Genomic DNA, 12701 nt, shown 5'->3' on the forward strand with positions numbered 1-12701 from the left:
AACAGGAGGACACCACCCCCGCAGAACTCACCGCCTGACCGAACAACCGATCACGCGGTGACCAACTCCGTTACACCACACCCCAGGACTTGACCAGGAATTCTGATCGCTCAGAGGAGGCGAATACAGGTATGAATCACTGCTTATCCACCTTGATACTGTTGTCCTCGGAGTCAACCAAGAACTGTTGCATGCCGCCCCATTCTGCCTGAACCGTCTTCCACTCCGAGGTAGGCCGGTCGTAAGCCGTGTATTCACGGACGGAGCTAATAGGCTTCAAGTCGATACCCGCCTTGATGAGAGCACCCCAACGACCCGTGCGCTTATCCGAGTCCCATGCGTCCCACAGCTCGCGACGTTCGGCACCTGTGCCTGTAGTCGGGCACACAAGCCCGATAGCCTGATCATTCCTGGTCAACACGCGACCCTCCAAAGCTGCGGCAGCTTGGAACGCAGCGAATGCCTTGTCAATCCCATTGACGATGTCGCCGGCCTGCATCCACGCTTGCTGAATCTTCATCGGTTGGCCAACAAGCGCCGATGGATCGGCATCGATATCGACTACATCAGACAACACCTTAAGTTCTGTGATCTTATCGAGCAGCCGAGCACCAACAGCCTTGAAGTTCTGGGCACCGGTCTTGGCGTACTCCTGTACCAGAGCGTTCGTAACCTGCTGCCTTACCTCACGATCGATCAGCGCTTCCGCTGTGCCTGCTACCGAGTAGCGGTCTGTGCCCTGCTGACCACCCATAGCCGAAGCGATTGCCAGCGTATGCAGCTGGTTGAGCGTGGCTTCATCCTCGCCGTTGATCACCGCGTGTGTCAGATCATGCACAAAAGACACCTGGCGATACCTGAACGCCTCGTAGTTAGCATCGATGGCCAGCCATTCCTTACTCAGGGTTCCACCGTTGGTGGCAACCAGACGCGCGTTATCGGTGTGGGTAGCATAAGCATCGTAGAATTCGTTAAGCATGTTCAGTATCCTCCGTTATTGTTCAGGTAGTTCTCAAGATTCTTGAATGAGCTGTTCAGATCGCCTTCACCGGCGATGCGGTGTGCCAGCTGTCCGGGTTCCGCCTCCCGCTGACGGCGAATGCTCTCGGCAAGATCCAACAGGTTGTCCACCGCCGGATTGGCTACCGGAACGTCACGGCTGTGGACGTGGTTATTCGTGCTCGCTCCGGTGTCAGCAAGGGCGTCCAGCAATTCTTGCCGGAGACTCTGTCGAGAACCTTTCGATCGCGTGTTGGAGCGGTCGGGCTTGGGTTGACCGTCGTTCAGCATCTGTTCCAGCATGCTTTTCAAGCCGCTTGCTTTGTTCTCAAACATTGTTGTTCTCTCTGTTGGGGCAGGAATCGGAATACCATCCCGCTGATTCGCCACAACGGTTGCATGGTTCCTGCCATCGCACTGGTTCGCGGGTCATGTCCTTGACGTTGTCTGCATGCGAGAACACCGGCGCTAGGGCGGACTGGATATCGTCAGCGCGTCTCCCCACCTCCTCCGCCGGCGGCGAATCTGACTCGCCCCGCATACGGCGGGAGCACTCGCGAAGCGCTTCCGCGAAGTCGTCCCTACTACTCATCTCGCCACCCTCTTCTTGGCCCATATCGGTTTCAGCGCCTGCCGACGCTGTTTTTCGATCTCTCTCGCCTCACGAAGCCGAAGTTCCTCTGCCTCGCGCCGTAGCCGTTTCTGGTTGCCGATGTCGTGCCGCTGACGGCTCATTGCTCCCTGTTCCGTTCTTCGTATTCATCGATGAGGTCTTGCGCCGCGTCCATGAGTCGGTACACGTCATGCATGCGCAGCATCACCCGCGCCCGGGTTTGATAGTCGAAAACATAAAGACCGGGCGCGGTGCCTCCGCCCGGATGGCGCGGCGCGATCCAGATACGCTCCCGGCGCTGATACTCGGTCATGCCGCTTGCTTCTTCCGGCATCTACCCGACGCATGCCGGGTTAGCTCCGTGGCGCTTACGTTCGTGTGCGTGTAGTAGTGCGCCATGCAGAACGGGCACTGAGACGATCCCGGGGATTCTTGAATACGACACGATGGGCAGACCGCCTGATTGATCCGGCGAGCCTCAAACCCTTCCTCGCATCGCTCGCATTCTTTGACGATCAATATTCAGCCTTTCTAAGCGCTTCCAAGTTTCTAGGTAGTAGGGGGTGGATTTGGCGATTTCGCGCGTCAGCGTGGACGCTAGGGGGCAGCAAACGGCCACCAGGAATCGCTATCGTCAAGTGGCGGAACCGGGCGGACCCATCGCCGGAAGAACAACGCCCGACGCTCCCCCTCGCTGGAGAACCACGGCGACCCACCACGCTCCGCGATCGCCCGGAAGTACGGTTCAGATCGTTCGAGATAGTTTTGGTACGCCGCTTCTCTGTCGGCGGTGGTCGTCGCCTTCCAGTGGGTCATGTACGGCTGTGTCATCGATTCCTTTCCCCGGACACGACAAAGGGCCCGACAGCCGAAGCTGTAAGGCCCTGATGGTTGATTAGTGGCGGAGTGCCCTTTGGCTAGAACGGCGCTTGGTCAGAAGCGGTGGCGTGCACCTCGCACCACGGGTCACTACACGATGAACGGATGCACTTCGACCTACGCGGCCAGGGCGACGAGCCCGTTGCACTGCCCGTGTTGGGTGAGTCCCACGGCGAACCCATCTCCGTTGACACTCGGTCGTTTCCTTCGGGGTTGATGTTTTCCAACCATCCATCGGTCTTATCCCAGTCTGGGACGCCCGGGAGGGACCTACGAAGTAGGGAAGGTCCCTCGCGGGTGTTCGAGGGATCACCAGATCCCATCGCCTCTGCGCTGGTATCAGGGTCCATAGACCCAATCTCCTCTACTACTTTCTCTACTTCTTCTGAACTACTACATCTACTACTATGGTGGCCGTTTTCTCCCCATGGGGGTGGGGAGTTCTTCCCCATGGGGGTGACCGCTTCTTCCCCATGGGGGGTGGGGATTTTCTCCCCATGGCCGAACTCGACGCGGCGGGACAAAGACCCGATCTGCCCTGGAGTGAACGGAGTGTTAGACATCTGAAGGTGCCACACCTCAAACGATTGACGCCCCTGCCCCGTCCTAAAGTACGACTGTCGAACCAACCACCCGTTGTCCTGCAAATCCCCCAATGCCTTAGCGACGGTCTTCCGGTCCATCGCCAGATCGTCCGCAACGACCTTCGCGGACTGATGACGCGACGGCTTATGAGACCAGACGTACAGAGCTACCGACCTAGCCGCGTGGGATAGCCTCGGATCACGGGCAAGCCCCATCGGCAACGAGGCGTATAGCTTGGTGCCATCCGGATTGGCCCCCAGGCCACCATGGTGAACAACATCGAATCGGGCGTTACTGGGTCGATTGGTCATTGCGGGTGCCTCCCAGGGCATCGATGGATTGGTTCGCTAGTTCGAACAGTTCTTCAGGGCTCAACAGCAAGAAGGCTGATGTTCCCTCGCGGGTCACCTTGAAATAGATGCCCCCGGTCTCACGGTTGACCCGGCGCTCAACCTTCGGTTTCTTCATCACTCGCCCTTCCAGCGGTTTATAGCGTCTTCGGGGATCTCTCGCCCCTTGCTCAGAGCGTCTACGATCTTCAGCGCTGCCGAAGCTCGTTGGCGTTGTCGGGATAGGTGTCCGTTGTGGCACTTGCGGCATCGACCTTCCTTGGTACGGTCTGCGCTGCTGCGGATCTCGTGGTTATGCAGGCAGTACTCCACGCGGGGTTCCTTTCCTTAGCAGTAGGGCTACTGATGAGAGGGCATAAAAAATCCCGGTCGCCTTAAGACGCCGGGTGCTTCACTTGTATATGCATGAGTATTTCGAGGTTTCCACAGGGATGTGAGTCACCTCACAGAGGTGGGTACGCCTCTCCCTCACTTATATAATGGTGTGATAATCATGGTTCTGACCCCTACTGTGAGCGAGGTCACAGAGGAACCCTTGACCGTTTCTCGATCGTTGAAATTTAGGAAAAACAACCCTGTTTCGATGTCGCCAGAATCGACCGCGCCGTCAGCGACTGGATTGCCAGCGAAGCAGCTAAGGGGCTTTGATCCCCTCTCACCCTTGCCGAGGGGGTCAAAGTCTCTAGGGTGATTCGATGGGATTGAGGCGGCGACCAACAAGAGACCGCCACGTTGCCCGTGGCTTCAAAGGGTCCAAAGGACCCGTCTAGGTAGTTAGAGTTAGAACCCCTAAAGGGGTTCTTTAACGCGTGCGTACGCGCGGGCGTTCGCTCGCTCTATGCGCGCGGGGGTAGTCCCCCGGGCGTGTCGGACGGGTGAGGGGCCGGTTCCACGTGCAGGCTTCCGCCGTCCATCGCGGCAGCAACGACCAGGCCACGACCGGTTTGCAGGAAAATCTACCCACTCTGACCAGCGGGGATGCCGTAGCGAGGCGTGCAAAACACCAGGTCGCGCGATGACTCCCGAAATCATGGCTCTGTGTCGGCACCAACTACCGAAACCGTCCACGGGTGCCACCTAGCCCCTATTCGTCGCTCTCCGTGGACGCTGGGCGGGTGTATCGATGTCCCCGCTTCCGAGCGCGGCCGGTATGTAGGCCGATTCGACGGATCTGGGCCGGCGAGGCGGGCAGGACGGCCACGCCGCGAACCGGCGGCTCGGAGCCCGTCGAAGGGCTCGGCAACTGCTCATGCGGCCCCGCCGGGAGGGTTCGCCGATACAGCGGCGGCCTACTGCGGTGCCACCAATCCGACCCGAGATTGGAGGTAGTTTCTTCGCGTGGCCGGTCGGAGTCTTTGTAACACCTATCTCACGCCGGCCGGCCCCGACCGGCGAGACATATTCGCAGTTCAGGATCTTTCCCGCGAACACTCACCCGATCAGGGTTAAGCATCTGCCACACATACTAGGCGACGCTGAACTTCGCTCGAGGGCTTCCGGTCGGGCTGGTTCTTCGATGGCGTTCGTCACCGACACGCGGTTATGCGACCGGGTTCACGGCGAAGTGGCCGATGTCCGAAAGCGAGAACGGACCGCGCCCGCAATAATTGAGACTCCAGGCGGAATCGAGAGTTTCTTACCGCCGCGAACAACAGAAGGAAGGTGGTCCGTGAAATCGAGCGAGACCCCTGTCTTGAAAGAAATCCACAACCTCCGGCGGATGGTGGAGCGCGTGGAGCAGCAACGGAGGTGGGTGGAAAGCCTCCCCGCCGTCCAGGAAGCTCGGCGATGCGACAACATGCGGCGGAATCTCCAGACTCTGGCGCTAGAAGAAGCGCGCCGTCGAATGCGGCTCATCGAGCAGATCGAGCGGACCTGGATCGCCCCACTCCGGCGAACCGAACCCCCGACGCATGAGGCGGCTCACCGCCGCTTCGCGGACGAGCAACACGAGCGATTCGCGGAATCCGTGCGCAAGCTGGAAGAGCTGAGGAAGGACAACCCCCGCATCCGGTAACCCGGAAACCAAGAAGCCCCCAGCTTTCGAGCTGGGGGCACCTCGGGGGTATTCAATCAGTGTCAGGCCGAACATGGGTTGTTGGTAGACCCGGCAAGCTTAGCCGTCACCCGGCCAGAGAATCGCGGCCACCAGGACGACGGCAGGCACAGCGAACGCAACCAGTAGACCGAAGCTCATCAATGATCCGCGCTCATCCCGGGTACACGCATCGGACACGCGGCGTCTCGTTGCTCCGCAGCAGTCAGCCACGCATCCAGGTTGTCCAACGACCCTCGACACACCACCCGATACGGAGAAGCCAGCTCCCACCCATACGGCGGCTCAGGGGCCCGCCGAATCGAGAGTGACCGCAGTGCCGCCCGCTGGGTCAACGCATCCAATCGAGCCCGTATCACTGCGCTCATGACGCCTGCTGTTTCGGCTGCCACTTGTCGAGCGCTTCCAACAGCCGGCGTATGACAGCCGGCGGGGCAACCTCGATCGGGTGTGGACGTTTCGTTTTCGGTGTGCGTTGCGGCAGTGGCACGGTTACCCCTCCAAGCTGTGGCCGGGCTCCACCCGAACAACCAAATCTCAAGTCGTCCGGGCGGCCCGTTGAGTGTCGCGCCCTCTCTGCGCTCCGCTGTCAATCGTTCAGCGCATACAGGTTCTGAGGCAGTGGCACACCTAGTGCCATGGGGTGGCATTCCTAGTGGCACACAAGCGAACAGACACGCGCCGGGGCATCATGGATTCATGCACACGGGCAAGCTCATTCGCGATCTGCGGCAGGCTCGCGGGTGGTCACAAGGTCGCCTTGCTCACGAACTCGAAAAGCACTCGGGGCAACCGATCACGCGCGAATACATCTCGCGCCGGTGGGAGTCGTGTAAGTCGGTGCCGTCGCCGTTCTGGCTCAGGCACCTCGCCGCCGTTCTAGATGTGCCCCTTGCTGTGATGGAGTCCGACACCGTGCAACGCCGACAGTTTCTATCCTCGATGGCCGCTACCGTGGTGGCCCCCGTTGTGGCGTCTGATCTGCTCGCTGAGGGGTTCTCAGCGCGTCTGAGGGGTAAGGGCCCCTCGGTCGACCAGTGGGCCCACACGCTCACCGGATACGGAGCCGATTACATGACCTCCGGGGCGGCTGAGATTCAGCAGCGGCTAGCCGTTGACCTGGCAGTGATCCAACAACAATGCGACACCCCCCAGATGTGGACACACGCCGCCCGACTCATGACCCTTTTCGCCAAGACATTCCCCGGCTCGGATGGATCGAAAGCTGTTACGTGGTACCGGATGGCGGCTGAGTCCGCCGACCATTCCGGCGACGTGGATACGCGGGTGTGGGTACGTGGCCGGGCGGCAATCGCCCTGGGCTACGAAGGTGCCTCACTGCCGGTTGCAACGATGTTCGCCGACCAAGCGCTAGCCATCTCAGACAAGCCATCTCTTGGCCGATTGAACGCCATCTACGGCAAGGCTCATGCCGCAGCGATCACCGGCGACGTAGACACTGCAAGAGCGCTTGATACCGAAGGAAGACGAGTGTTCGACCAGGCAGGCTCAGACGATGCCGAAGCATCGGATTACGCCGTGCCGTATTGGCGTCTCGGGGTGTTCCGGTCGCTGCTCCGTGCACGTCTCGGTGACGAAGCAGAAGCCGTAGATGCTCAAGACGAAGCACGGCGGTACCTCCCGCCGACACTCCCTAGGTTCGCTACACACCTCGAGATGCACCGGGGATTGATGCTAGTCCGTGCCGGAGACCGCGAGGGAGGCACGACGTATGCCCGTGCAGCGCTGAATGCGCTACCGCCGGAGAAGCACTCTCTTACGCTCCGGATGCTCATGGATGAGATAGAGGGGTAAGAACTGGTTCCAAAGGTCCACCCCACGGGGCATATCTACCGATTAAACAATTGCTCCCTTGCGAGGCGGAGCGACTTCAACGCACCGTGTTCCACAGTCGCTTGGTCGGCAGGGCTGCCAGTGACTCCGTAGTGCGTCCAAAGTGCTTCCATAGAGGTGGCGGCATCGTCAAACCCGAAAAGCGACAACATCTCTCCCGCGTTGCGAAGTCGGTCTAGTGCCTCCTCGTGACACTGACGCGCGGCCGGAGAGCCCTCCATAATCAGGCGTGCGTTGGAATCCCCCACCGAGTTCTTTGCAGCCAGGGCCTCAGTGAGTACATCCATCGCCGCTTTTCGGTGTTCGCTTCGACGCTGTTCACGGATGTTCATGAGCACACCGCGATATGCGATGGATGCCGCGAGGATGGCAAGAAGCGCTGCGATTATGGTTGCCCAGGGCTGCGTCAACGTCACCCTTCCAGGGTATCCGCCTAAGCCACCGTTCGTGCGTAAGCCGTTCTGGGACAGCGCCATTGGGCAACCTTCATCACCCCTAAGCCCGGCTAGCCACCAGGTCTGAAGTCTTTCCACCGATCAGCCCCGGCAACCCGTCGAACCGCACCGTGACGGGGGCATGGTCTGACCAACGCTGGTCATAGGCAGCAGCACGCTCTACCTGCGCCGCAGTTGCGTGCGGTGCGATATCCTCTGTAGCCAGAACCAAGTCGATGCGCCAGCCCGAATCGTTGTCGAAGGCGCGGCCGCGGTAGGACCACCAGCTGTACGGACCGTCCACGCCGGGGTGCAACCGCCGCACCACGTCGGCGTAGCCCGCGGCCAGCAATTCATCGATCCAGGCGCGCTCCTCGGGCAGGAAACCCGCCGACTTCAGGTTGCCCTTCCAGTTCTTCAGATCGAGTTCGGTGTGGGCGATGTTCCAGTCGCCACACACCACGACGTCGCCGGTGCGCACCTTCAGGTAGGCGCCGAGTTCGGCCATGAACCGGTACTTCTCGTCCTGGCGCGGCGTGCCCGCGTCACCGGAGTGCACGTAGACGCTGGCCACGGTCACCTCGCCGAATTCGGCCTCCACGTAGCGGCCCGCGGCGTCGAACTCCTTGCTGCCGAATCCGATTCGCACGGCGGTGGGTTCGCGCCGCGAGAGCAGCGCGACACCGGCGCGGCCCTTCGACTCCGGTTCGGCGTTGGTCAGAAACCAGCCGTCGGCGAGCGCGGGAGCCAGCGCGGCACGGGTCTGGTCGTCGGTCGCGCGGGTCTCCTGCACGCAGACGACGTCGGCCTCGGTGTCCGCGAGCCAGGCGAGCATGCCCTTCCCCGCGGCGGCGCGGACGCCGTTGACGTTCACTGTAGAGATGATGTGCGGCACGTATCGACCGTACAATGCTGGTCAGACATACCGCCCCCGGACACCGCCGTCCAGGAAGGGGTGCCGACGATGAAGTCCGACGCCTCCAAGTCCCCGGCCGCCCGCGCACACCGCGCCCCGGCCGAAGTCGCCCGGCCGACCCGCGCCCTGCACCTGGGTTCCGGTGATCCGCTGCTGTTGCTGCACCCGTTCATGCTGTCGCCGCATGTCTGGGAGCGCACGGCCGCCCGGCTCGCCTCGCACTGCGAGGTGTACGCGCCCGCGCTGCCGGGACATTGGGGTGGCGCACCGCTCACCGGCCGCACCACCGACCCCCATGCCCTCGCCGACGCGATCGAGCGGCAGCTCGACGAAATGGGTTGGCGCACCTGCCATATCGCGGGCAACTCGCTCGGCGGCTGGATCGGCGTGGAGCTGGCGCGCCGCGGCCGGGCGCGCACGCTGACGTTGATCGCGCCCGCGGGCGGCTGGCATTGTCCGTCGTTCGCCCAGTTCCGCATCGGGGCGAAGTTCCTGTCCCTGGTGCCGGCCGTCGAGCTGGGGAAACGGCTGGGCTCGTTCGCCACCGACAATCCGGCCGTGCGGCGGCTGGTGTTGTTCCTGCTGAACAAGAACGCGTCGGTGGTGCCGCGCCACGAGGCCGCCACCACCATTCGCGCCGCCCTGCACTGCCAGGCCATGCTGCCGCTGATCGTCGGCGGCCTGTTCGCCGACGCCATGCCGGACCTGTCCACCCTCACCACCCCGGTCCGCCTGCTGCTCGCCGAAACCGACCGCATCATCCCCAACCGCGTCTACGCTCGCCGCTACCTGCGCGAACTCCCCGACTCCGCCGACCGCATCCTGGTCAACGGCGTCGGCCACGTGCCGATGCTCGAGGCCCCCGACCGGATCGCGACGCTCATCGCCGAACACGTCTACGCCAGCCGCACCCGCTTGCGCGCGGTGTAGGGAAGTCGTTGCACCGCAACGCCGATCGAGCACGGAGTTCGGACGCCGCGTGATCGTGTCGGACTGTCTCCTGGAGAACGCCACGCCGTCGGCGGAGAAGTACCGCCAGTACGTGGGCGGAAGTTCCACCGCCCGGACAGCTGCGTGCACCTCGGATCTCCGAGACCGGACTCGGTCACCGGGCGGATAGTCGTCCCGTTGTCACGTCCGGCGGCCGGTAGCCGGTAGCCGGTAGCCGGTAGCCGGTAGCCGAGCATCATCGGGCGGCCCGAGGTGATCAGCTCGCCGGGGGCGCTCCATCGATCAAGTGCGCCGTCGATCGGGTATTCGGCCCGCGGAATCATGTCCGGCGGGTGAGGTCGGAGATCTGGGCGACGAGCCGCCAGGGTCGGTCGGTGTCGATGGTCGCCTTGCCGCTGGTGAGTACCGCGCCCGACAGGCCCCTTTCCTGGTCGGCCCAGCCGTACTGCGTGGTGAGGCCGCTGCGACCGAAGTGCGCGCGGGTGTCGCGGCCGAATTTCGAGCGGCGCCCGCCCAATTCGAAGCCGGCGCGCGAGACCCGCCCCGCCGCACCGGGGATGCGCGGCGCCGGTGCCACCGCGTCGCGCAGCGCTTCGGGTGAGAGGATCCGTACGCCGTCCAGTTCGCCTCCGCGCGCGAGTATTTCGTAGAAGCGGGAGAGCTCGGCGGCCGTGGTCACCAGGTTCCCGGACGGGAGTTCCGCGGTGAGGAATGCCGTCAGCGCCTCGTCGGACATGGCTCGGCCCATGCCGCCGCCGAGCGCCTTGCGCGCCAAGAACTTCGAGATCCGCGAGGGACCGGGGCCGGTCTTGACGCTCGGGATCACCTTGTCCACGTCCTCGGGCCGGACGCCGAAGTTGTTCCAGCGGAAGCCGAGTGGCTCGAGGACCTGTTCGGCCAGGTGCGCGCGCAGGGGTTTGCCGGTGGCCCGGCGGACCAGCGAGCGCTGGATGAGCCCGCCCGTGAGCGCGTGGTAGACGCGGAAGCGGCGCGGCGGCCAGCTGGGTTTCAGGTCGGCCAGCGCCCGCACCGCCAACTCCTCGTCGGTGATCACGTCGAGCGCCCGGTAGGGCGGTGGCAGAAACGGGATGCCCGCCGAGTGCGAAAGCACGTCGCCGATGGTGATCGCGGCCTTGCCGTTGGCCGCGAACTCCGGGATGTACTCGCACACAGGGTCGTTCATGCCGAACGCGCCCTGTTCGGCGAGCATCGCCAGCACCGTCGCGGAGACGCCCTTGGCGGTGGAGAAGCCGCAGAACGGCGTATCGGGCGTGGCGAGCACCTTCTCGGTCTCCGGCCCGTCACCGGGCGCGTTACCCCACCCGTGCCCGATGGCGCGGTTCAGGACGACCGCCCCGTCGCGCCGTACGCAGAGCTGGATCGCCGGGGTGGTCCCCAGCCGGTACCAGTCCCGCACGGATTCCCACACCGCCTCGACCCCGGCCCGGTCCAACCCGGCCGCGGCGGGCTCGTCCTCGTGCCCGCGCGTGGTCACCGCGTCGAGGTCGTCGGCGACCGTGATCAGCGTGTCCGCTTGTGCGTCCATTCGCCCGAGCCTAACGACCGCACCTGAAAGTCCACTGAGTCGCGCACGGCCCCGACCGGCTGTTATCCCCAGGCCGCGAGTTGTCCACATCCGCCGGTCGGGCGGGCATCGCCGCGGTCGCGGCGGCCTACCGTCGGTGGCATGACCAGCACAGACGAGCGGCACCCGCACGGTCCGCGAACGTCCGTACGGGTGCCGTCCCGGCCACGGGCCGCGCTCCCGGCGCGCCACCCCGCCCACCTGGGCGCACGTCGGCTAGGCCAGCAGCGCTTTGGCGATGTGGGTGACCTGGATCTCGTTGCTGCCCGCGTAGATCATCAGCGACTTCGCGTCGCGGGCCAGCTGCTCCACGCGGTACTCGGTCATGTAGCCGTTGCCGCCGAACAGCTGCACCGCCTCCATCGCCACGTCGGTCGCGGCCTCCGAGCAGTACAGCTTCATCGCCGACGCCTCGGCCAGCGTGGGCGGTTTGCCCGCGCGGCCACGCTCGAGGGCGTTGAAGACCATGTTCTGCACGTTGATCCGCGCGATCTCCATCTCGGCCAGCTTCAGCTGCACCAACTGGAAGCGACCGATCTCCTGCCCCCACAGCTTGCGGCTCTTCGCGTACTCCACGCAGAGCCGGTGACATTCGTTGATGATGCCCAGCGCCATGAACGCCACACCGATGCGCTCGGCGGTGAAACTCGACCGCGCGCTCTCGCGCCCGTCACCGCCCTTGTGCTCCTCGGTCTCGCCGAGCAGCCGGTCGCGGCCGAGGCGGACGTTGTCGAAGAACAGCTCGCCGGTCGGCGAGGCGTGCAGGCCCATCTTCTTGAACGGCTTGCCCTGGGTGAGCCCCTCCAGGCCCTTGTCCAGCACGAAGGTCAGCACCTTGCGCTCGCGCTTGTCGGCGCCGTCGCCCTCGTCCAGCTTCGCGTACACGATCATCACGTCCGCGTACGGGCCGTTGGTGATGAAGGTCTTCTGGCCGTTGAGGATGTAGTCCTCACCGTCGCGCCGCACGTAGGTCTTCATGCCGCCGAACGCGTCCGAGCCCGAATCGGGTTCGGTGATCGCCCAGGCGGCGACCTTCTTCATCGTCACGATGTCGGCGAGCCACCGCTCCTGCTGCGCGAGCGTGCCGCGCGAGAGTATGGTGGTGGCGCCGAGACCGATGCTCACGCCCATCGCGGTGACCAAACCCATACACACGCCGGACAATTCGCCGACCAGCACCGCCATCAGCGATTCCTGGCCCGCGAACGGGCTGGCGCCGGAAGACTTCTCCTTCTTCTCCGCGCGCGGCTCCCCCGCCTCCTTGGCGCGTTTGCGCGCCAGCAGTTTCTCCACCGCTTCCGCGCCGAGGGCGTCGATCCCGAACTCCGCGAACAGCTTCCGGATGATCGGGTACGGCAGCATCTCACCGCTGTCGAGGGCGTCCAGGTGCGGCCGGACCTCCTTGTCGATGAACGCCCGCACCGCGTCGCGGATCATCACATCGGTTTCGGACCATTCGAACATCGTTGTCCTCCCAGC

At 63.7% G+C, this 12701-nt stretch carries 11 protein-coding genes; 3 read left to right on the forward strand and 8 right to left on the reverse strand.

The features are described 5' to 3' along the window. Window positions 1-136 precede the first annotated feature (136 nt). The 4 genes from DFR74_RS20195 to DFR74_RS36080 all read right to left on the reverse strand — a co-directional run bounded on the left by DFR74_RS20195 (window position 137) and on the right by DFR74_RS36080 (window position 3544). The gene (locus DFR74_RS20195; RefSeq protein ID WP_067512355.1) at window positions 137-979 is read right to left on the reverse strand and encodes a hypothetical protein; all 843 of its coding nucleotides are present in this window, start codon (window positions 977-979) and stop codon (window positions 137-139) included. 2 nt (window positions 980-981) lie between these two features. Then, on the reverse strand, window positions 982-1335 hold the full coding sequence (locus DFR74_RS35470) for a hypothetical protein (RefSeq protein WP_147265859.1): 354 nt from the start codon (window positions 1333-1335) through the stop codon (window positions 982-984). 395 nt (window positions 1336-1730) lie between these two features. Beyond that, the gene (locus DFR74_RS20200; RefSeq protein WP_067512353.1) at window positions 1731-1925 is read right to left on the reverse strand and encodes a hypothetical protein; all 195 of its coding nucleotides are present in this window, start codon (window positions 1923-1925) and stop codon (window positions 1731-1733) included. Between the two features lie 1442 nt (window positions 1926-3367). Continuing rightward, window positions 3368-3544 carry a hypothetical protein gene (locus DFR74_RS36080; RefSeq protein WP_157115863.1) on the reverse strand — a complete coding sequence of 59 codons (177 nt, stop codon included), beginning with the start codon at window positions 3542-3544 and terminating at the stop codon, window positions 3368-3370. A 1551-nt stretch (window positions 3545-5095) separates the two neighbouring features. Between DFR74_RS36080 and DFR74_RS35475 the strand changes: the two genes are divergently transcribed. Further along, window positions 5096-5443, forward strand: a complete 348-nt coding sequence (locus DFR74_RS35475) for a hypothetical protein (protein ID WP_147265860.1) — start codon at window positions 5096-5098, stop codon at window positions 5441-5443. Between the two features lie 879 nt (window positions 5444-6322). Beyond that, window positions 6323-7297, forward strand: coding sequence for a transcriptional regulator (locus DFR74_RS37250; protein WP_232331854.1), 975 nt, complete (start codon window positions 6323-6325; stop codon window positions 7295-7297). A gap of 35 nt (window positions 7298-7332) precedes the next feature. Here the strand turns inward: DFR74_RS37250 and DFR74_RS35480 are convergent, their stop codons facing one another. Together DFR74_RS35480 and DFR74_RS20210 are read right to left on the reverse strand one after the other, a co-directional pair. Further along, a complete protein-coding gene (locus DFR74_RS35480; protein WP_147265861.1) occupies window positions 7333-7752 on the reverse strand; it encodes a hypothetical protein in 420 nt (139 codons plus the stop codon). 79 nt (window positions 7753-7831) lie between these two features. Beyond that, window positions 7832-8665, reverse strand: coding sequence for an exodeoxyribonuclease III (locus tag DFR74_RS20210; RefSeq protein ID WP_113975212.1), 834 nt, complete (start codon window positions 8663-8665; stop codon window positions 7832-7834). Window positions 8666-8734: 69 nt separating this feature from the next. Between DFR74_RS20210 and DFR74_RS20215 the strand changes: the two genes are divergently transcribed. Continuing rightward, window positions 8735-9616, forward strand: coding sequence for an alpha/beta fold hydrolase (locus DFR74_RS20215; protein WP_084538003.1), 882 nt, complete (start codon window positions 8735-8737; stop codon window positions 9614-9616). Window positions 9617-9956: 340 nt separating this feature from the next. On the opposite strand, the gene DFR74_RS20220 is transcribed toward DFR74_RS20215, so the two are convergent. Both DFR74_RS20220 and DFR74_RS20225 read right to left on the reverse strand, forming a co-directional pair. Continuing rightward, complete coding sequence (locus DFR74_RS20220; RefSeq protein WP_067512347.1) at window positions 9957-11183, reverse strand: serine hydrolase; 1227 nt, start codon at window positions 11181-11183, stop codon at window positions 9957-9959. A 255-nt stretch (window positions 11184-11438) separates the two neighbouring features. Beyond that, a complete protein-coding gene (locus DFR74_RS20225; protein WP_067512345.1) occupies window positions 11439-12686 on the reverse strand; it encodes an acyl-CoA dehydrogenase family protein in 1248 nt (415 codons plus the stop codon). Between the last annotated feature and the right edge of the window lie 15 nt (window positions 12687-12701).

The sequence above is a fragment of the Nocardia puris genome, assembly GCF_003315035.1.
In the GTDB taxonomy this organism is placed as follows: Bacteria; Actinomycetota; Actinomycetes; order Mycobacteriales; family Mycobacteriaceae; genus Nocardia; species Nocardia puris.